This is a genomic window from Coprococcus sp. AF99-45 (assembly GCF_027663865.1).
Classification (GTDB): Bacteria; Bacillota; Clostridia; order Lachnospirales; family Lachnospiraceae; genus Allocoprococcus; species Allocoprococcus comes.
Genome location: NZ_JAQDGZ010000005.1, coordinates 207265 through 227814, shown reverse-complemented (window position 1 = coordinate 227814; position 20550 = coordinate 207265). Strand labels below are relative to the sequence as shown.

Sequence of the window (20550 nt, the reverse complement as noted above, 5' to 3'; positions counted from 1 at the left end):
TTTTTCACACGCCCTTTTTTATATTCCTATTTATTTCTGAAGATGATATCATGTCTTCCCGGTCCATTAGAAACCATTGTGATCGGATATCCGATTTCTTTTTCGATAAACTCAATGTAGTTTCTGCAGTTCTCCGGAAGATCTTCGTATTTCTTGATTCCTCTGATGTCGCATTTCCATCCCGGAAGTGTCTTGAATACTGGTTTTGCTTTCTCAAGAAGATGTGTTGTCGGGAATTCTGTTGTAACTTCTCCGTCAATCTCGTATCCTACACATACCGGAATTTCATCCAGGTATCCAAGTACATCAACAACAGTAAATGCTACATCTGTAGCTCCCTGCATACGGCATCCATATTTGGATGCTACACAGTCAAACCATCCCATACGTCTCGGGCGACCGGTTGTTGCGCCGAATTCCCCGCCGTCTCCACCGCGTCTTCTAAGTTCATCTGCTTCTTCGCCAAAAATCTCACTTACAAAGGCACCTGCTCCTACTGCACTTGAGTATGCTTTACATACTGTAACGATCTGTTTGATCTCATACGGCGGGATTCCAGCACCGATCGCACCATAAGCTGCCAGTGTAGAAGAAGAAGTTACCATTGGGTAAATTCCATGATCCGGATCCTTTAATGTTCCAAGCTGTCCTTCAAGAAGGATTTCTTTTCCTTCCTTGAGGGCTTCGTCAAGATACAGAGAAACGTTACATACATACGGTGCTACCATTTCTTTGTATTCCATCAGTTCGTTATATAAATCATCAGGATTGATTAACGGTTTGTGATAAAGGTGTTCCAGCATAACATTCTTCTGCTCTGCTACACGATTTACCTTTTCTCTAAGTTCAGCTTCGTCTTCAAAAAGCTCGCTGATCTGGAAACCGATCTTTGCATACTTGTCTGAATAGAACGGTGCAATACCAGACTTTGTAGATCCGAACGACTTTCCGCCCAGTCTCTCTTCCTCATATGCATCAAAATTCTTGTGATAAGACATCACCATCTGTGCACGGTCTGACACCAGAATCTTCGGCATCGGAACATCTCTGTCAATGATTGACTGGATTTCCTTGAAAAGAACCGGGATATCTACAGCGACACCATTGCCGATGATACTGGTTGTATGTCCGTAGAAAACTCCTGACGGTAATGTATGAAGAGCGAATTTGCCGTAATCATTGATAATTGTATGTCCGGCATTTGCTCCACCCTGGAAACGAATGATAATATCTGCTTTTTCGGCAAGCATATCTGTGATCTTACCTTTTCCTTCGTCTCCCCAGTTCGCACCTACTACTGCTTTAACCATAATAAATCCTCCTGCGTGTTCTTGGCTATCTGTGAAATATCTCCACAGTGTCATCCCTCTTTTCATCGGGATAACTCCTACTTATAAATATAATCAATGTCCCTTATAAAGACACCGATTGAATTATACTACATTTCAAATAAAAAGTACACTCTTATTTTCAGCTACTTCCCGAAAATTCCGCATTTTTCTTGATTTTACTGCTCTCTGAGTGTTTTCCTACATCAGCGGTGCCACAATTCTTAAAACCTGACCATATATTTTCACAAAAGTGCTCCGGTTTCTGACCTCCGTCATCGTCACCTTCTGGCATTTTGCAAGGGTCTCCTGGAAATCTTTTTCAATATCACGCACCACCGGATTGCGGTAAATGAAAACACCGCATTCAAAATGCAGATAAAGACTACGGTAATCCAGATTGATACTGCCTACTGTCGCCGTATCATCGTCTGAAGTAAATACTTTCGCATGGACAAATCCAGGCGTATATTCATAGATCTCTACCCCGCCTGCGATCAGTTCCTCATAATAAGTCTTCGCAAGATAAAATGCATACGGCTTATCCGGAATATGTGGCATAATAATCTGCACTTCTATTCCACCTTTTGCAGCTCTTGTCAGCGCATCAATCATCTCATTGTCCAGGATCAGATACGGTGTCATAATATGCACATACTTCTTGGCATGATTCAGGATGTGAAAATACACTTCTTCTCCTACATTCTCATGGTCAAACGGACTGTCTCCATATGGGATGATGTAACCGTCTTTGCGGCTGAACCCCGGCTGCTTTTCTGTCAGATACTTTGCATAATCCTCCGGCTGTCTCTCCGTAATATTCCACATCTGCAGGAACATCATGGTAAAACTCTGCACGGCATCGCCTTCGATTTTGATCGCTGTATCTTTCCAGTGTCCGAACCGGACTTTCTTGTTGATATATTCATCTGCCAGATTGACACCTCCGGTAAATGCAACCTTTCCGTCAACCACACAGATTTTCCGGTGATCCCGGTTATTCTGGCTGGTAGAAAGGATGGGTACGATCGGTCCAAATTCCTTGCACTGGATTCCATATTCCCTGAGCTGCTTCGGATACTCATACGGCAAAAGGCTGATACTGCAGGTTCCGTCATACATCAGGCGTACTTCCACGCCCTCTTTCACCTTTTTACGCAGGACCTCCAGGACAGTGTCCCACACATATCCTTCTCCGATAATAAAATATTCCATGAAAATAAATTTTTCTGCCTTATTCAATTCCTCGATCAGAATCGGAAATTTGTCATCTCCCAGTGGAAAATACTGTGCCTGTGAGTTCCCATAAGTCGGAAATCCCACCTGGTTATAAAGAAAATGTGACAGATTGGCATTCGCAACCCTTCCACCTTTCATCGCATGGACAACATATTCATTCTGCTGCATATAAGGTTCAGTCTCCACTCGAAGCTTCTCCAGTCTGGCACCCAGATATTTGGTTCCGATCCCTGCTTTTGTAAACAGATAAAATCCAACTCCAACCACCGGGACAAGGAACACAAACAGGATCCACGTCATCTTAAACGCCGGATTCCCTTTTTCATTAAAAATATAAATCGCTGTAATAAAGGAGAGAAGGGACATCACTCCGTTCATATAGGTACTGTAATTTCCCAGATATGTAAAAGTGAGGACCATAATACCAATCTGAAGAAGGATTAGTAAAAGAATAATTGCAGTATGGCTGTACACTGCACCAAATAATTTGTTCTTGGCACGTTCTTTGACTGTCTTACTGGTATCATGGTATTTTGTAATTTCTCTCATGCGCGGTCTTCCTCTCTTTAGATACTATTGTATATCGTAACACAATTTTTATTCTTTCACAACATTCCCGCTGCTTATAATCGTACAACACTTCCTTATTTTTGTTGTTTTTCTGGTTCTTTTATAAATATTTTACTTTCCCTTTTCAAATAAAAGTATTACAATAAAATTATTCATGTATACTATATTTCATGACGAACTATCTCATCTGCCATATCTGACAGGACGAGATCAAGAAAGGAGCAGCAACATGGCTAAAAATTTTGGTAAAATCCTGCTCGGACTGACTGCCGCAGGCGCAGCTGGTGCCGGTGCATATTACTGGTTAAAGAACCGACATAATGAAGAACCGGAAGACGAGTTCGATGACTCTTTTGAAGAGGATGATTTTGAACTGGATGATGATCTTGGCGAAGTGCCTGAGCGTGGTTACACAACTCTTACGCCAACATCTGCAAAAGAAGAAGCTTCTGAAGAGCCTGTAGAAAAAAATAAAGATGCAGAAACCGAATCAGAAAAAGCAGCTTCCCAGACGCAGGAAGATGATTCCGAAGAATCCGCCCCTGCTTCTGAAGAAATTTAAAAAAGCACTTTTCTTGCAGATTATCATTTTCTGCATAAAACAAAACCCGGAAGAAAATTTATTTTTCTTACCGGGTCTTTTATTACCATTCCGTTATTTTGGAAGTCTAAACGAACTCTTCAGCGAAACGATTCTGTTAAATACCAGATGTTCTTTAGACGAATCATGAAAATCCACGCAGAAATATCCCTGACGTACAAACTGGAAGCTTTCATATGCTTTTGCATCTGCAAAGTTTGATTCTACAAAGATTTCTTTCTCTGTAAGAGAATTCGGATTCAGGTTCAGGGAACCGTCTTCTTTATTGTAGACACCCTTTTCTTCGTCGATCAGATTCTCATACAGTCTTACGGTTGCCGGAAGTGCTGTACTTGCCTCTACCCAGTGGATCGTTCCTTTTACTTTTCTTCCTGTGAATCCGGAACCGCTCTTTGTCTCCGGATCATAAGTACAATGTACAACAGTTACATTACCATCTTCATCCTTTTCAAATCCTGTACAAGTTACAAAGTAAGCATTCATCAGACGTACTTCGTTGCCTGGGAACAGACGGAAATATTTCTTCGGAGGCTCTTCCATAAAGTCTTCTCTCTCAATATAAAGCTCTCTTCCAAATGGAAGCTGACGGCTTCCAAGTTCTTCATTCTCAAGATTATTCGGTGCATCCAGATATTCAATCTGTCCTTCCGGATAGTTATCGATCACAAGCTTGATCGGATCAAGAACTGCCATCATACGTGCTCTCTTAAGCTTCAGATCCTCACGGATGCAGTACTCGAGCATTGCATAATCTACAGAGCTCTGTGCTTTGGAAACTCCACACAGGTCAACGAACATCTTGATAGATTCCGGTGTGAATCCACGGCGCCGAAGTGCTGCGATAGAAACCAGTCTCGGATCATCCCATCCGTCTACGATCTTATCTTCTACAAGTTTCTTGATGTAACGCTTTCCTGTAACTACGTTCGTCAGGTATAATTTTGCAAATTCGATCTGACGCGGTGGATTTGCAAATTCACATTCTCTTACTACCCAGTCATAAAGCGGTCTGTGATCTTCAAATTCCAGTGTACAGATAGAATGAGTGATTCCTTCGATTGCATCCTCGATCGGATGTGCAAAGTCATACATCGGGTAGATGCACCACTTATCACCGGTATTATGATGTGTCATACGGGCTACACGGTAGAGGATCGGATCTCTCATATTGATATTCGGTGATGCCATATCTATCTTCGCACGGAGAACCTTCTCTCCGTCTGCATACTTGCCTGCACGCATATTTTCAAAAAGCTCCAGGTTCTCTTCCACACTTCTGTCACGGTACGGGCTGTCCTTTCCCGGCTCTGTCAGAGTTCCTCTGTACTCACGGATCTGATCCGCTGTCAGGTCACAGACATAAGCTTTTCCTTTCTTGATCAGTTTGATTGCATACTCATACATCTGATCAAAATAATCAGATGCAAAGTAAAGGTGATCTCCCCAGTCAGCACCCAGCCATTTGATGTCGGCTTTGATGGATTCTACGAACTCTGTCTTTTCCTTTGTCGGGTTGGTATCGTCAAAACGCATATGGAATGTTCCGTTATATTTCTGTGCAAGTCCGTAGTTTAAAAGGATAGACTTTGCATGTCCGATGTGAAGGTATCCATTCGGTTCCGGTGGAAAACGGGTACATACATGATCGTATACGCCTTCTGCAAGATCTTTTTCAATTTCCTGTTCTATAAAATTCTTTGATACAGCTTCTTCTGCCATTGAAGTTCCTCCTCGCATCTCTCTATTACTTCATAATCTGCCATTATATGGCAGTCTTTTTCTTGTCATGCATCTCAATCATTGTCCTGTGGACAGTTTTGATTCATGTCCTTTAGTTTATCACACTTTCCACACACGGACAAGTGAAAAAAAAGCAGACATTGTACCTTCCAACCGGAAATACAACTCTGCTTCTTAAATATATAAGCTGCCTAGCGGAATCGAACCGCCGACCTCCGCCTTACCAAGGCGACGCTCTACCGACTGAGCCAAGGCAGCCTGCGCATTTTCGCGACTCATTTAATATAGCATATCACTGCTTTGCTTGTCAACAATTTTAAAACTATATTTTTACTTTTTTTCAGACCGGCGCATTTCTTCCAGAAGCTGGCGTGCTTTCGCTTTGATCCGCTGCAGGGCATTGTCGATCGTCTTCGGACTTTTGTCCATAAATTCTGCAATATTCATATATTCCATTCCCTGCAAATGAAGATACAGCACCTTTCGCTCCAGCTTACTTAATTTTTCTTTCAGTTCCTCTTCAAATGCATTCGTATACTCTTCTCCAAGAATCATCAGCTCCGGATTACTCTCTTTCCCTGCTTCGATCGTATCTACTATAGAAAGCCCGTTCTCCTCCGGATTGTCACTGGCAGATGCGTAAATCGACACATAGGAATTGAGCGGCAGATGTTTTTTCCGCTGTGAAGCCTTAATCGCCGTATACATCTGGCGTGACACACAAAGTCCGGCAAAACTTGAAAAGCTTGCACCTTCTTTCGGATCATAATCCTGCACCGCTTTAAAAAGACCGATCATCCCCTCCTGGATCAGATCGTCATTTTCTCCGCCCCACAGATACATGGCACGCGCTTGTTTGCGTACCATGTCTTTGTATTTTTCCATCAGATAATCCGTGATCTCGGTCTTACCTTCCCGAAGCAGTTCAATCAGCTGCTCATCCGTCATTTTCCCCAGATCCATTTTCATTCTCCGATTTTCCTAACTCATGCGCTGACGCACGATCTCATAGGCAAGGACACCTGCTGCCACAGACGCATTCAGGGAGTCAATATCTCCCTTCATCGGAATGGCTGCCGTCATATCACAGGTTTCTTTTACCAGACGTCCAACACCTTCGCCTTCGTTTCCGATCACCAGACCAATCGGTCCTTTCAGATTCACGCGATACATCACATCCCCATTCATATCTGCACAGACGAACCAGAGTCCCTTTTCTTTCAGTTCTTCCATGGTTTTCACCAGATTGGTAACTTTTGCTACCGGTGTGTAATTCAGCGCACCTGCTGATGTCTTTGCAACGGTTGCAGTAAGACCTGCTGCGCGGTGCTTCGGAATGATCACACCATGCGCACCTGCAAGATTGGCAGTACGGATGATCGCGCCGAGATTATGTGGATCCTCAATATTGTCCAGAAGGATCAGAAAAGGATCTTCCCCTTTCTGTTTTGCAAGCTCCAGCATATCTTCCACCTGCGCATACTCGTAAGCCGCTGCCTGTGCAATGACCCCCTGATGTCTTCCGGTCTCTGAAATCTGGTTCAGACGTTCTTTGGTTACAAAATTCAGGATCGTATCATGCTTTTTTGCTTCTCTTACGATACTTCTGATCGGTCCGTCCTGACATCCGTCAAGAATATATACTTTGTCAATCGGTTTCCCGGAGCGAAATGCTTCCATTACTGCATTTCTTCCCTCGATCTGCTGACTGTTCATCTTTTTTTCTTCCATTCTATTTCTCCTGCTTCTTTTCTTCTTCGCATTCGCTTAAGTGATCCAGACCGATCTTGATCAGATCTGCCATTCTTTTCCATTCTCTTTTCAGGTAAAGCCATCCCATCAACGCTTCAAATCCGGTTGCACGTCGGTAATCGGTCAGTGACTGGTTCTTTGCCGGCGATACTGATTTAGCATTTCGGCCTCTTCTGTAAACAGCATGCTCTTCTTCAGTAAGCAATGGCTGAAGGACACGCATCATCTCTGACTGGGCAGACGCCTGCACCATACTGCTTGTCTCCTGATGTAATTTTTTTACCTGTTTATTTCCTTCGCTGATCACCTTTGTCTTGATGATCAGATCATAAATGCTGTCCCCTATATAAGCCAGGGTAAGAGGTGAATAGCCTTCCGGCTCCACCTCTTTCATCTCAAGCACTTCTTTTATATAGTCAGCAATTTCAAATTCTACGCTTTTTTCCATTGTACTCCTTCTCTGGTATCCTTCAGGATAATTCCCTTTTCCAGAAGCTCGTCACGGATCGCATCGGCTCTTGCAAAATCTTTTGCTTTTCTTGCTGCCTGACGCTCTTCGATCAATTTCTCAATATCTGCATCCAGAAGTTCTTCCTTCTTATCCAGGATCAGTCCAAGAACATCACCGAGTTTTACGATTCTGTCCAGTAATCCCCGGAGATATTCCTTTGAGCTTTCTGCTGTCGCAGTGGTATTTGCATATTTTACAAGTTCAAAGATTGCTGCGATTGCGTCTGCTGTATTGAAATCATCATCCATTGCTTTTTCAAATTCTTCTACATATGCATCAGTTTTTGAAAATGCTTCTTTTTCTTCGGCACTCATCTCTTCTGCTGCCACTGAAGCGATAAGATGTTTCAGATTATCGGTTGCATTGAGAATTCTCTCCAGACCGTTCTTGGATGCTTCCATCAGCTCTGCACTGAAGTTCAGCGGGCTTCTGTAATGTGCGCTCAGCATGAAGAAACGAAGCACCTGGAGATCATACTGCTCGCTGATCTCTCTTACCGTACGGAAGTTTCCGAGTGATTTTGACATCTTGCGGTTGTCAATGTTCAGGAATGCATTGTGCATCCAGTATCTTGCAAATTCTTTACCGTTAGCGGCTTCACTCTGTGCGATTTCATTTTCATGATGTGGGAATATCAGATCTTCTCCACCTGCATGGATATCAATCTGTTCACCAAGATATTTCCTCGACATCACAGAACACTCAATATGCCATCCCGGACGTCCATCTGACCAAGGTGACTTCCAGAAAGGTTCTCCTTCTTTTTTCGGCTTCCAGAGTACGAAATCCAGCGGATCTTCTTTTTCATCCTCACCGCTTACCAGAAGAGAACGTCCACCGGAACGGAGATCATCCAGATTCTTGTGGGATAATTTTCCATAGTCTTTGAATTTTCTTGTGCTGAAATAAACGGTCCCGTTCTTTTCATAAGCATAACCCTTGTCGATCAGTTCAGAGATCATCTCTACCATACCGCAGATCTCCTCTGTAGCAAGCGGATGCTTGGTTGCAGGTTTTACATTCATTCCTGCCATATCTTTTTTGCACTCTGCAATATAGCGCTGTGAAATTTCCTGCGCGGATACCTGTTCTTCAATTGCCTTTTTGATGATCTTGTCATCCACATCTGTGAAGTTCGATACATAATTGACATCGTATCCTTTGTATTCAAAATAACGGCGGACGGTATCAAATACGATCATCGGTCTTGCATTACCGATATGGATGTAATTGTATACGGTCGGTCCGCAGACATACATTCTTACCTTTCCTTCTTCCAGAGGAACGAATTCTTCTTTCTTTTTCGTAAGTGTGTTAAATACTTTCATAAAGCTACTCCTTCTTTTTTCTATGCTTCCTCGATTATTTTTTCTTTCGCGAGTTTTTCTTTCAATGCTTTCAGCTCTTTCTTCAGACGGATATTGTCAGTCTGAAGCTGACGGATATCATTCAATACCGGATCTGGCAGATGGATCTGATCCAGGTCAGCACTCGGAACTTTCTGGTCACCCATGCGTACAATTCTTCCCGGGACACCGACAACGGTACAGTTCGGAGGTACTTCCTCGATAACAACAGATCCTGCTCCGATCTTGGAATTCTTTCCGATCGTAAAGGAACCGATGACCTTCGCACCGGCACTGACCATGACGTTGTCTTCCAGCGTTGGATGGCGCTTGCCCTGCTCTTTTCCTGTACCACCCAGGGTTACCCCCTGATACAGTGTAATATTATCGCCCAGGATTGCAGTCTCGCCGATGATAACGCCGCTTCCATGGTCGATGAAAAGTCCTTTTCCAATGGTTGCTCCCGGATGGATCTCGATTCCTGTTTTTCTTACACCACGCTGCGATACCCAGCGCGCCAGAAAATAATGCTTTTTCAGATACAGCTTATGTGCAATCCTGTAATGAAGCATTACCTTAAAACTTGGATACAGAAGTACTTCTATATCCGATTTGATTGCCGGATCTCGTTCTTTTACTACTTTGATTTCTTCTTTGATATAGGAAATAACTCCCATTTCATTCACCTCTGATTTGGAATTTCCTGTGAAATTAAAAAACTCCGTCTCAAAAAGAGACGAAGTTTCCGCGGTTCCACTCTAAATTAAAAGCAGTTATCCTGCTTTTCTCTCACGGCCTGTAACGTCTGCCACACGTACCCGGCTACTTGTAAAATCTTCACTTTCACGTTCGCCCGGTCAACTCCCGAATGCACTTCATCATCCCTGCTCCCGGATCTGCTTTCAGCCGATGACAGATCCTCTCTGATGGAACTCTGAGGATAACTACTCTTTTCGTTCTCCGTCTTTTCAGTTTTATTCATATCTAGTACATATAGTATGCGATTTTTTCTTTTTTGTCAACCCGCTTATCAGACAATCTCGTTGATAAAAACAGGAGAAAACGGCATCAATTTACTGATTTCTTCTTTGAATTCTGCTGAAAAGATCTCCTTTTCTTCCTCTTCAATCTTTTCCAGCTCTTTATAGCCAAATACAATCGATGTAAGCGCATCAATACTGATCTTCTGCACAGCATCATCTTTGCCGGTGTGTGCTGTCCTTGTCCGGACTACAAGATGTTCTTCATTGCCTTTTAGCATAAACAGACGGTTATTCTCCCGGATAATCGGATCATACAGAACAAACTCCAGATCCATCTCTTCTTTGCACACCATTGAAGACAGAAGACTTTCTACATTCAAAAGCCGTGCCATGATCAACGGTTTTTTCTTTTCTTCTTTTTTGAGGATGACTCCTGCCTTATCAAAAACATCTTCATATCCCTTTCGGATCAATGGTTCTCTTACTGCAAGCCCATCTTCTTCATCAAAAACAAGGATTCCTCGCATCTCTCCATCCTGCTCTGCGATCAGGATTCCGCCTTTTTCACTTTCCTCTTCCTTCAAAAGGCGCATATAATAAGCTGCATCCCGCTTGGTATATACCTGTATTTTCTGTTTTTCCAGAACTTCTTCCGCAAAATCCCCCAGCTTTTTACAGTCTTTTTCCTCTGCCTTTCTGAGTCTCACGCCGGAATCGTTCTGCAATTCCACGATCTTCTGTATTGTCAGTTCTTCCCCGTCTGTTCCTTTTGCACTCCACACATCGGCTGCATAAATAAACCGGTAATTATGTGGATAGTAAATTTTCTCACTTGCGGGCATCAGGAAAAAGAATGGCATTTTTTGCTGATACAGATCTCTTGCTGTCTTGCTTAATAATTCTGCCATATAACCTCTGTGCCGATAAAGAGGCTCTGTTGCAACTGCAACAATGTATCTGCTCTCTACTGCCTTTTTCCCCATCTGTATTACATAAGGATTCAGCTGCATCATCGCCCGGATATCGTGATCTGTCTCAATCACATAGATTTCGTTATTCTTCGTCTTTTCTGTGTAATAATAGTCCAGAAATTCTTTCGTATCTTCTGTAAATACCTGTTCCCACAGTGTTCTTGTAAGCCCACGTTCTTCCGGCTTCAGTTTTTTCAGTATCTTCATTTTACTTTTTCGCCGTGCCTTTCTATTCAGACTTGATCTACATCTGTCTTGCTGCACAACCTCCACAGCCTGCGCAGCCACCTGCAGGTGCTGCTACGTCTACACTGCTGAAATTAGTCAGTTTTTCGATTGCACAGATTGCCTGGGAAGAAATTCCTTCCCCACTTCCGGTAAATCCAAGACCTTCTTCCGTCGTTGCCTTGACATTTACCTGATTCGTTTCAATATGCAGTGCTTCTGCAATATTCTTTTCCATCTGCTCGATATGTGGGCGCATCTTCGGTCTCTGCGCAATGATCGTCGCATCAATATTCTCAATTACATACATATGATCATCCAGCAGCTTTCCTACATGCTCCAGAAGCTTAATACTGGAAATTCCTTTGTATGCAGGATCTGTATCCGGAAAATGCTTTCCGATATCTCCAAGTGATGCCGCCCCAAGCAGGGCATCCATGATTGCATGCAGAAGTACGTCTGCATCCGAATGTCCAAGAAGCCCCTTTTCGTATGGGATCTCCACCCCACCAAGGATCAGCTTTCTTCCTTCTGTCAGTTTATGAACATCATATCCCATTCCAACACGCATCTTCTACACTTCTCCTTCCTGTCTGGCATCTGCTTTTTTGTCGCTCTTTTCTTCCGGCACATCTTCTGCTTTCTTATCTTCTTTTTCCTCCACAGTTTTCTTTTCTTCGTCTTTTACCGCTTCTGTATCATCTTCTGCTTTCTTTTTCTCTTTTTCAACGTCTTCCGCTTTTTCTTCAGCAGCTGTTTCTTTCCTTTCCTCTTTATCCGCAGACTTCTCTTCTTTTGTATCAGCTCCTACATGAACGTCTGCAACTCCTTTCCCTGAAGAAACCTTTTTTGCCGCTTCTTCGTCATCTTCGTTTTCTTCTGCCCCTGCAGTTGTACCCTGAATTTCTGCCTTTGTCTCTTTTACGATTGTTCTTATATTCCAGATAATCGTAGCCAGTCCAAACAGTGCAAAAAATACTCCGACCAGAATAAAAAGGATCTGGTTTTTCGGTTCTCCGACAATTGTGTCCTGCACAAGTGAAATGCCGGTATATACCAGATATGCGCCGATTGCAGCCATGATGATCTGCTTTGTCTTAGATGTCATATGAAAATTCCTCCGTTTTGTCGTAATCTAGGGATATTTTATCACATCTTGGGGGGATTGCATAGGTTTTGTTGGGATACAGACGAAATGGAGCGGGTTCAGAGGGGACGCAGGAGGAGAAAACGGCAGCGCTTGGGAGCGACTGCCTGGGAAATGTTGAGTTTAAGCACCTATGCAATTGGGGATTTATCAATGGCTTTTGTATTGGAGGGGTACTTTGTTGGGAAATTTTAAGGCAATGGATCGCTTGTAGTTTAATATTTGTGAATTTTATAGTTTGAGTATAAAAGTTGGAATATGGCAAATGATATTCAGCGTTTTCATGAATGATAATATAGATATAACGCAAAAAGAAGCCCCACACAAGGACTCCTTCTTGTAGTAGCGGGAACTGGATTTGAACCAGCGACACCGCGGGTATGAACCCCGTGCTCTAGCCAACTGAGCTATCCCGCCATATAATATGTTTTTGTGCCAGCTCTTCAGAGCCGTGTGCATCGCACGAAGTGCTCGTCACATTTCGCGTTCAATGTTTTCGACTTTAAAAAACTTTCTCGCGAAATGGGACCAATAGGGCTCGAACCTATGACCCTCTGCTTGTAAGGCAGATGCTCTCCCAGCTGAGCTATGATCCCATGTGTTCGTCCGTTTTACAACCGACTTCGTTATTATACAATTATCTACTTCTAAATGTCAACTATTTTTTTCATTTTTTTGTTTTATTTTTACCATTTTTCATTCGATACCATTGAACAGACAAGCGCCGGAAAAAGAATCGTTTGGATTCTTTTTCCAGCGACCGCCCACACAACCTATATCATTCAACATTTTCGCATAAATCAGAAAAATCTCCGGATTGCTCCGAAGATCTTTCTGATTATATTTTACATAGAGGATATGTCTTATACAATTCCCTGAGCCTGCATTGCGTCTACAACTTTTTCAAATCCGGCAATGTTAGCACCTACTACATAGTTTCCTTCTGCTCCATAACGTTTTGCTGCGTCTGCTGCGTTATGGCAGATATTTACCATGATGTTCTGAAGTTTTGCATCAACTTCTTCGAATGTCCAGCTGAGACGTTCGCTGTTCTGTGACATCTCAAGTGCTGATGTAGCAACACCACCTGCATTAGAAGCTTTACCAGGTGCGAATATTACACCGTTCTCCTGCAGATACTGTGTAGCTTCCAGTGTGGTAGGCATGTTAGCTCCTTCTGCTACTGCAATGCATCCGTTTGCAACAAGCTGTTTTGCATCTTCAAGATGAAGTTCGTTCTGTGTTGCGCAAGGAAGAGCGATATCAACTTTTACTGACCATACACCGCGTCCTTCATGATATTCTGAATTTGGACGGTAATTCTTGTATTCTGTAAGTCTTGCTCTCTTCACTTCTTTGATTTCTTTCAGTGCTGCAACATCGATTCCTTCCGGATCATAAACCCATCCTGTAGAGTCGCTGCATGTTACAACTTTTGCACCCAGCTGCTGTGCTTTTTCAATTGCGTAAATAGCAACGTTACCGGCTCCGGAAACAGCAACTGTCTTGCCAGCGATGTCTTTTCCTGCAAGTTTGAGCATTTCGCGTGTAAAATACAGAAGTCCGTATCCTGTAGCTTCTGTACGTGCAAGGGATCCACCATAGCTGAGTCCTTTACCTGTAAGAACACCTTCTGATAATCCACGGATTCTCTTGTACTGTCCGTACATATATCCGATCTCTCTTGCACCTGTTCCGATATCTCCGGCCGGTACATCTGTGTCTGCTCCGATATATTTGCAAAGCTCTGTCATAAAGCTCTGGCAGAATGCCATAACTTCACGATCTGATTTTCCTTTCGGATCGAAATCTGATCCACCTTTACCTCCACCGATCGGAAGACCTGTCAGAGAGTTTTTGAAGATCTGTTCGAATCCAAGGAATTTGATAATTCCGATATTTACTGAAGGATGAAGACGCAATCCTCCTTTATATGGTCCAATTGCACTGTTAAACTGTACACGGTATCCTGTATTAACCTGAACCTGACCTTTATCATCTACCCACGGTACGCGGAATTTGATCTGTCTTTCCGGCTCAACGAGTCTTTCAAGAAGAGCGTCTCTTCTGTATTCTTCTTCATGAGCTTCTACAACTGCACGAAGAGATTCCAGAACCTCTTTTACTGCCTGATGAAATTCTGGTTCATCTGGGTTTTTCTTTACTACAAGTTCAATTACTTCATCAACATAAGACATACTACTCAATACCTCCTGAATGTTCTTTTACAAAAATGTGACTTTGCACACTTCTTTGCTAAAAAAAGAGGGACAAACAAATGTCTGTCCCTCCGGAACACCTTTGTTCTTTAACAGAGTAAAGCATTCAGGCGCCTGTGTCAAGATTTTTTTTCATATTTTTCAATTTTTATGAATTTCCACTACATTTTTGTTTCAAATACAGCTGATTTTCATTTTTTTTCTTGATACTTCTTCTCTTTTTTGCAAGTTCGTGTCGACAATCTTGCATTTTCGTCTCATTCGAAGCATTTTATGCCAGATTTCCCGTCTTATTTGAAATATTTCACACCGGATTCAAAGATCTTCATATCCTGCTCACCATAAATATTGATTGCCACGGAATCTGCACGACGTTCTGAATGTGCCATCTTACCAAGCACACGGCCATCCGGACTTGTGATACCTTCAATTGCGCGATAAGAGCCATTGACGTTCCATTCTTCGTCCATAGATACATTTCCATCAAGGTCACAGTACTGTGTTGCAACCTGTCCGTTTGCAAAGAGCTTGTCAAGCCATTCTTCACTTGCAACAAAACGTCCCTCTCCGTGGGATGCCGGATTGGTATAAACTCCGCCAAGCTCTGCCCCCTGCAGCCATGGTGACTTGTTGGTAACAACTTTCGTGTAAACCATCTTGGAAATATGGCGTCCGATGGTATTGTAGGTCAGTGTCGGAGAATCCGGTGTCTGTCCCACAACTTCTCCGTAAGGAACCAGACCAAGTTTAACCAATGTCTGGAATCCGTTACAAATACCAAGTACAAGACCATCTCTTTCGTTCAGAAGTTTTTCTACTGCTTCTTTGAGTTTTGCATTCTGGAATGCAGTTGCAAAGAATTTTGCTGAACCATCCGGTTCGTCACCGGCTGAGAATCCGCCCGGGAACATGATGATCTGGGATTTTGCAATTTCTTTTTCAAATGTATTCACAGAATCTACGATATCTGCTGCATCCATGTTACGGAATACTTTTGTGATGACCTTTGCACCTGCTCTTTCAAATGCTTTTGCACTGTCATACTCACAGTTTGTTCCCGGGAATACCGGAATAAATACAGTCGGCTGTGCAATCTTGTGTCCGCAGATCACAATGTCTTTTGTATCATACAGCGGAGATTCTACCTTTTCGTCAGAAGCTTCGTCAGATACCGTACGGAATACCTGTTCCAGAGTTCCTGTCCATGCATCTTCTGCTTCTTTCAGTGTGATTTCTGTATCTCCAAATGCGAATTTCGCATCATCTGTCACTTCACCGATCACAGTGTAAGAGATGGAGAGTTCTCCTACCTTGTCTGCCGGAACTTCTGCTACGATATCACCGAATGCAGGTGCAAAAAGTTCTCTTGCATCCATGCTGTGTTCGATCTTCACACCCATTCCGTTACCGAATGCCATCTTGCTGACAGCTGCGATCACTCCATGACGGTCAAGTGCGTAAGCAGATACGATCTTTCCGTTATGGATATCATCAGCGAACTTACCGTATTGATCCATTACCTGTTCATATACCGGCAGCTCGTATTCATCTTTTTCAATCTTCATCCATACAAGCTTATTACCTGCTTTTTTCAGTTCCGGAGTAATGATATCTCCTTCTTTGGCAATGTCAACTGCAAAGGATACCAGTGTCGGCGGTACATCGATATGTTCAAATGTTCCGGACATGCTGTCCTTTCCTCCGATTGACGGAAGTCCGTAAGCAATCTGTGCCTTATATGCACCAAGCAGTGCTGCAAATGGCTGACTCCATCTTTCCGGATCCTCTGTCATTCTGCGGAAATATTCCTGGAATGTAAAACGGATCTTGCTGTAATCTCCACCACAAGCCACGATCTTAGCCATAGACTCTGTGACAGCATAGACAGCTCCGTGATACGGACTCCAGCTTGACAGATACGGATCAAATCCATAACTCATCATCGTAACGGTATCGCATTTACCATGCATAACCGGAAGCTTTGCAACCATACTCTGTGTCTCTGTCATCTGGTATTTTCCACCGTGAGGCATGAAAACCGAGCCTGCTCCTATGGATCCGTCGAACATCTCAACCAGACCTTTCTGCGAGCATACATTCAGATCTTTCAGAGTATCCAGCCATTTTTCTTTTACATCGCCAACCTCAACCTGTTTCTTAAGGATGGTATCTTCTCTTGAAGGAATATCAACTTTAACCGTTGTCTCCTGGTGTGCACCGTTAGTGTTCAGGAAGGCACGGGAAATATTTACAATCTCTTTTCCTCTCCATGAAAGAACAAGTCTCGGATCTTCGGTAACAACTGCAACCTTTACCGCCTCAAGATTCTCTTCTTTTGCATAGCCAAGGAATTCATCTACATCCTTCGGATCTACCACAACAGCCATACGCTCCTGGGATTCAGAAATTGCAATCTCTGTTCCGTCAAGACCTGCATATTTTTTCGGTACTTTGTCCAGATTGATCTGAAGACCATCTGCAAGTTCTCCGATTGCAACAGATACTCCGCCTGCTCCGAAGTCATTACACTTCTTGATCAGCTTGCTGACTTCTTCTCTGCGGAACATTCTCTGGATTTTACGTTCAGTCGGCGCATTACCCTTCTGAACCTCAGCTCCACATGTCTCGATGGATTCTTCGGTATGAACTTTGGAAGAACCGGTTGCTCCACCACAGCCATCACGTCCGGTACGTCCGCCAAGAAGAATGATGATATCTCCCGGATCCGAATTTTCACGGATAACTGCACGTCTCGGAGCAGCACCCATAACCGCACCGATCTCCATTCTCTTTGCCACATAATCCGGATGATAGATCTCTTTTACCAGTCCGGTTGCAAGTCCGATCTGATTACCATATGAGCTGTATCCATGTGCTGCACTACGCACCAGTTTCTTCTGCGGCAGTTTTCCTTTCATCGTCTCTTTTACAGATACGGTCGGATCTGCTGCACCGGTTACACGCATTGCCTGGTATACATAAGTACGTCCTGACAGCGGGTCACGGATTGCTCCACCAAGGCAGGTAGCTGCACCACCAAATGGTTCGATCTCGGTCGGATGGTTGTGCGTCTCGTTCTTGAAGTTGACAAGCCACTCTTCTTCCACACCATCTACTTCAACCGGGACAACGATACTGCAGGCATTGATCTCATCGGATTCTTCCTGATCCTGAAGTTTGCCTTCTTTTTTCAGCTTCCGCATTGCCATCAGTGCAAGATCCATCAGGCATACAAATTTGTCTTCGCGTCCTTTAAAGATCTCACTGTGTGTCTGAAGGTATTCTTTATAAGTATCTTCCATCGGCTTTCTGTAATCGCCATCACCGAAGGATACTTCTGTAAGTTCTGTTGAAAATGTAGTATGACGGCAGTGGTCAGACCAGTAAGTATCCAGAACACGGATCTCTGTCATAGATGGATCTCTGTGTTCCTCCCCTTTGAAATAATTCTGGATGTGCTGGAAATCCTTGAATGTCATAGCAAGTCCAAGAGAACTGTATAACTCTTTCAGTTCCGCTTCCGGCATATCTTTGAATCCGTCAAAAATCTTTACATCTGCAGGTTCCTCGAATTTCGTAACCAGTGTCTCCGGTTTTTCAAGTCCTGTCTCTCTGGAATCCACCGGATTGATGCAGTGCGCCTTGATAGCTTCCATCTCTTCTTCGCTGATCTCACCTTCGATCACATAAGTGGTCGCTGTCTTGATAACCGGCAGCTCATCCTCTTTGATAAACTGTACGCACTGAACAGCAGAATCTGCTCTCTGGTCAAACTGTCCAGGAAGAAATTCTACAGAAAAAATGTGGTCACTTTCTTCGCGCGGGAAGTCCTCTCTGTAAAGCACATCTACCGGTGGTTCTGCAAACACACCGTTGCATGCTCTTTCAAATGTTGCATCAGAAAGATTTTCCACATCATAGCGGATCAGTACACGTACATTCTTCACCGTCTTAATTCCAAGATAACTCTTCACCTCATGGCGAAGTTCTTTAGCCTGTACTGCAAATTCTGGTTTTTTCTCCACATATACACGTTTTACGCCCATAATTTCCTCCATTAGCTTTGGTAGTAATATTGAAACCGCATGCCTTGATCCGGCATAACGGCAGTTTCCTCGATTTTTATTTTACCACATCACCTTTTATAAGTACAATAAATATAACTAAATCTTTTTATAAGTATATCTTATTTATTACAATTACCGTGAACCGCATCTCTTATTTATCTTTTTCTGAACAATACTGCAGACAAGAGATATGATTAAAAACACAGCAAAAATACTTCCGATCCTCATCACCATATCATAGAAAAAGCCCTCCGGAAGCATCCGGATCATATAGTCTTCTGCCGGATCAAGGATCCATAGGTTATTACTGAAGAAAATATGATGAAAGATCACAAAATATTTGTTAAAGTCTCTTGAAAACAGAAATCCTGCCACCGCGGTAAGTGCCAGAAATACCGCCAGCACCCGCTGATACATCTGCGGGATCAGCCTCTTCCAGTCTGCTTTCATAAGCACAAGTGCCGCCATTGAAAAAAGCAGTACGATGATCGCTCCCCTCCGGATTGCAAGTCCGCCAAGAAAAAGCCCCTGCACATCTGCCATATGAAGCCGGTCCTTCTCATTGAAAAAATCCTGTATATTTCCTTCCACTTCCGTCTCAATACTCAGTTTCTTCTCGTTGCCCCGCAAATAAGACATCATGAATTTTGTCACCTTCATGATATCCGGCATCTCCATATAAAGTTCATCCGCTACCTTATATTTTTCATATTCTTTTTCATAAAAATTCCAGTCTCCGTATGCACCGATCTCAAAACTGCTGATCAGCAGGATCACGATCAGTGAAATACTCGGCAAAATCGCCAGGATTTTATGCAGCCATTTCTTTTTTGCCATCCTTTTTCTCCTTCTCTTTTTTGTCTATAGTTTAGCAACCCTGTCTTCATTTGTCAAAAATGGTTTTCTCTTGAAATTTTATTTTTTATCACTTATAATACTAATAGGTTTTATAAGGAGGACTAATAATGGATATCAACTATGAATTATATAAAGTATTTTATTATGTTGCAGACACACTCAGCTTTTCTGAGGCTTCCAAGCAGCTCTTTATTTCACAGTCCGCTGTCAGCCAGTCCATTAAAGCACTGGAAAAGAAACTGGATCAGGTTCTTTTCATCCGAAGCACAAAAAAAGTTCAGCTCACCCCGGAAGGTGAGATCCTTCTGCGTCATATCGAACCGGCGATCAATCTGATCAAGCGCGGGGAATCCCAGATCATGGAAACAGCCTCTACTGGCGGTCAGATCCGCATCGGTGCCAGCGACACCATCTGCCGGTATTTTCTGGTCCCTTATCTGGAACGTTTCCACAAAGCTTTCCCTAACGCACATATAAAAGTGACCAATGCCACTTCGATCAAGTGTACGGAACTTCTGGAGAACGGTCAGGTAGATCTCATTGTCGCTAACTATCCGAACGTTTACCTTGGCAGTCTTGCCTCCTTCCGAAAGATCCGTGATTTTCACGATGTCTTTATCGCAAACCAGTCCTTTGCGGAACTGCAGGGGAAAAAGCTTTCCCTCAAAGAACTGCAACGTTATCCGATCATCATGCTGGACAGAAAAAGTACAACCAGTGAATTTCTGCATTCTCTCTTCCAGCAGCATCAGTTGGATCTGGTTCCTGAAATCGAGCTGAGCAGCAACGATCTTCTGATCGATCTCGCACGGATCGGACTTGGCATCGCTTTTATTCCGGACTACTGTGTACCAAAGAATTCCGACCAGCTCTTTGTCGTCCAGACCGAAGAACAACTTCCAAAGCGTCAGCTGGTTGCCGCATGGAACGGACATGTTCCGGTTTCACGCGCGACACAGGCATTTCTGGATTACTTTAATGCATAAAAAGTTT

16 protein-coding genes, 3 tRNA genes and 1 other annotated feature are annotated in these 20550 nt (G+C 43.2%); of the genes, 2 read left to right on the top strand and 17 right to left on the bottom strand.

Features of this window, described 5'->3' with window-relative positions:
• Positions 1–26: 26 nt before the first annotated feature.
• Positions 27–1310 (bottom strand): adenylosuccinate synthase, encoded by a 1284-nt coding sequence (locus PGR14_RS06445; protein ID WP_055157598.1) that lies wholly within the window; start codon positions 1308–1310, stop codon positions 27–29.
• 219 nt (positions 1311–1529) lie between these two features.
• Positions 1530–3116 (bottom strand): cardiolipin synthase, encoded by a 1587-nt coding sequence (gene cls / locus PGR14_RS06440; RefSeq protein ID WP_172676493.1) that lies wholly within the window; start codon positions 3114–3116, stop codon positions 1530–1532.
• A gap of 250 nt (positions 3117–3366) precedes the next feature.
• Between cls and PGR14_RS06435 the strand changes: the two genes are divergently transcribed.
• Positions 3367–3699, top strand: coding sequence for a hypothetical protein (locus PGR14_RS06435; RefSeq protein WP_055157596.1), 333 nt, complete (start codon positions 3367–3369; stop codon positions 3697–3699).
• Positions 3700–3792: 93 nt separating this feature from the next.
• On the opposite strand, the gene PGR14_RS06430 is transcribed toward PGR14_RS06435, so the two are convergent.
• The 15 genes from PGR14_RS06430 to PGR14_RS06360 all read right to left on the bottom strand — a co-directional run bounded on the left by PGR14_RS06430 (position 3793) and on the right by PGR14_RS06360 (position 19536).
• Complete coding sequence (locus PGR14_RS06430; RefSeq protein ID WP_055246595.1) at positions 3793–5457, bottom strand: glutamine--tRNA ligase/YqeY domain fusion protein; 1665 nt, start codon at positions 5455–5457, stop codon at positions 3793–3795.
• Positions 5458–5663: 206 nt separating this feature from the next.
• A tRNA-Thr gene (locus PGR14_RS06425) sits at positions 5664–5736 on the bottom strand.
• A gap of 72 nt (positions 5737–5808) precedes the next feature.
• Positions 5809–6447: a sigma-70 family RNA polymerase sigma factor gene (locus PGR14_RS06420; RefSeq protein WP_156339406.1), complete on the bottom strand. Its 639-nt coding sequence runs from the start codon at positions 6445–6447 to the stop codon at positions 5809–5811.
• 12 nt (positions 6448–6459) lie between these two features.
• A complete protein-coding gene (rlmB, locus tag PGR14_RS06415; RefSeq protein ID WP_055260992.1) occupies positions 6460–7209 on the bottom strand; it encodes a 23S rRNA (guanosine(2251)-2'-O)-methyltransferase RlmB in 750 nt (249 codons plus the stop codon).
• 1 nt (position 7210) lies between these two features.
• Complete coding sequence (locus tag PGR14_RS06410) at positions 7211–7678, bottom strand: Mini-ribonuclease 3 (RefSeq protein ID WP_055157593.1); 468 nt, start codon at positions 7676–7678, stop codon at positions 7211–7213.
• Entirely contained in the window at positions 7663–9069 is a 1407-nt protein-coding gene (gene cysS, locus PGR14_RS06405) for a cysteine--tRNA ligase (RefSeq protein ID WP_055157591.1), read from the bottom strand. The genes PGR14_RS06410 and cysS overlap by 16 nt, the downstream gene beginning before the upstream one ends.
• 20 nt (positions 9070–9089) lie before the next feature.
• A complete protein-coding gene (gene epsC, locus PGR14_RS06400) occupies positions 9090–9764 on the bottom strand; it encodes a serine O-acetyltransferase EpsC (RefSeq protein ID WP_008374760.1) in 675 nt (224 codons plus the stop codon).
• A gap of 52 nt (positions 9765–9816) precedes the next feature.
• Positions 9817–10057, bottom strand: a binding site (T-box leader).
• 60 nt (positions 10058–10117) lie between these two features.
• Complete coding sequence (locus PGR14_RS06395) at positions 10118–11248, bottom strand: GNAT family N-acetyltransferase (RefSeq protein ID WP_055246599.1); 1131 nt, start codon at positions 11246–11248, stop codon at positions 10118–10120.
• Between the two features lie 37 nt (positions 11249–11285).
• Positions 11286–11837 (bottom strand): 2-C-methyl-D-erythritol 2,4-cyclodiphosphate synthase, encoded by a 552-nt coding sequence (gene ispF, locus PGR14_RS06390; RefSeq protein WP_008374755.1) that lies wholly within the window; start codon positions 11835–11837, stop codon positions 11286–11288.
• Positions 11838–11840: 3 nt separating this feature from the next.
• A complete protein-coding gene (locus tag PGR14_RS06385) occupies positions 11841–12374 on the bottom strand; it encodes a hypothetical protein (RefSeq protein WP_055246601.1) in 534 nt (177 codons plus the stop codon).
• A gap of 382 nt (positions 12375–12756) precedes the next feature.
• A tRNA-Met gene (locus tag PGR14_RS06380) sits at positions 12757–12830 on the bottom strand.
• 106 nt (positions 12831–12936) lie between these two features.
• Positions 12937–13009, bottom strand: a tRNA-Val gene (locus PGR14_RS06375).
• Between the two features lie 267 nt (positions 13010–13276).
• Positions 13277–14611: an NADP-specific glutamate dehydrogenase gene (gene gdhA / locus PGR14_RS06370; protein ID WP_055157580.1), complete on the bottom strand. Its 1335-nt coding sequence runs from the start codon at positions 14609–14611 to the stop codon at positions 13277–13279.
• 311 nt (positions 14612–14922) lie between these two features.
• Positions 14923–18681 carry a phosphoribosylformylglycinamidine synthase gene (locus PGR14_RS06365; protein WP_117823988.1) on the bottom strand — a complete coding sequence of 1253 codons (3759 nt, stop codon included), beginning with the start codon at positions 18679–18681 and terminating at the stop codon, positions 14923–14925.
• A gap of 150 nt (positions 18682–18831) precedes the next feature.
• Positions 18832–19536, bottom strand: a complete 705-nt coding sequence (locus PGR14_RS06360; RefSeq protein ID WP_270223160.1) for a TIGR01906 family membrane protein — start codon at positions 19534–19536, stop codon at positions 18832–18834.
• A 128-nt stretch (positions 19537–19664) separates the two neighbouring features.
• On the opposite strand from PGR14_RS06360, the gene PGR14_RS06355 reads away from it, so the two are divergent.
• Positions 19665–20543 (top strand): LysR family transcriptional regulator, encoded by an 879-nt coding sequence (locus PGR14_RS06355; protein WP_008374739.1) that lies wholly within the window; start codon positions 19665–19667, stop codon positions 20541–20543.
• Positions 20544–20550: the final 7 nt, after the last annotated feature.

Bases quoted from the DNA above. Each gene is read 5' to 3' on its own strand.
- rlmB (WP_055260992.1), bottom strand. From the start codon at position 7,209: ATGGAAGAAAAAAAGATGAACAGTCAGCAGATCGAGGGAAGAAATGCA.
- gdhA (WP_055157580.1), bottom strand. From the start codon at position 14,611: ATGTCTTATGTTGATGAAGTAATTGAACTTGTAGTAAAGAAAAACCCA.
- PGR14_RS06360 (WP_270223160.1), bottom strand. From the start codon at position 19,536: ATGGCAAAAAAGAAATGGCTGCATAAAATCCTGGCGATTTTGCCGAGT.
- PGR14_RS06445 (WP_055157598.1), bottom strand. From the start codon at position 1,310: ATGGTTAAAGCAGTAGTAGGTGCGAACTGGGGAGACGAAGGAAAAGGT.
- ispF (WP_008374755.1), bottom strand. From the start codon at position 11,837: ATGCGTGTTGGAATGGGATATGATGTTCATAAACTGACAGAAGGAAGA.
- PGR14_RS06430 (WP_055246595.1), bottom strand. From the start codon at position 5,457: ATGGCAGAAGAAGCTGTATCAAAGAATTTTATAGAACAGGAAATTGAA.
- PGR14_RS06385 (WP_055246601.1), bottom strand. From the start codon at position 12,374: ATGACATCTAAGACAAAGCAGATCATCATGGCTGCAATCGGCGCATAT.
- PGR14_RS06435 (WP_055157596.1), top strand. From the start codon at position 3,367: ATGGCTAAAAATTTTGGTAAAATCCTGCTCGGACTGACTGCCGCAGGC.
- cls (WP_172676493.1), bottom strand. From the start codon at position 3,116: ATGAGAGAAATTACAAAATACCATGATACCAGTAAGACAGTCAAAGAA.
- PGR14_RS06355 (WP_008374739.1), top strand. From the start codon at position 19,665: ATGGATATCAACTATGAATTATATAAAGTATTTTATTATGTTGCAGAC.
- epsC (WP_008374760.1), bottom strand. From the start codon at position 9,764: ATGGGAGTTATTTCCTATATCAAAGAAGAAATCAAAGTAGTAAAAGAA.
- PGR14_RS06395 (WP_055246599.1), bottom strand. From the start codon at position 11,248: ATGAAGATACTGAAAAAACTGAAGCCGGAAGAACGTGGGCTTACAAGA.
- cysS (WP_055157591.1), bottom strand. From the start codon at position 9,069: ATGAAAGTATTTAACACACTTACGAAAAAGAAAGAAGAATTCGTTCCT.
- PGR14_RS06420 (WP_156339406.1), bottom strand. From the start codon at position 6,447: ATGAAAATGGATCTGGGGAAAATGACGGATGAGCAGCTGATTGAACTG.
- PGR14_RS06410 (WP_055157593.1), bottom strand. From the start codon at position 7,678: ATGGAAAAAAGCGTAGAATTTGAAATTGCTGACTATATAAAAGAAGTG.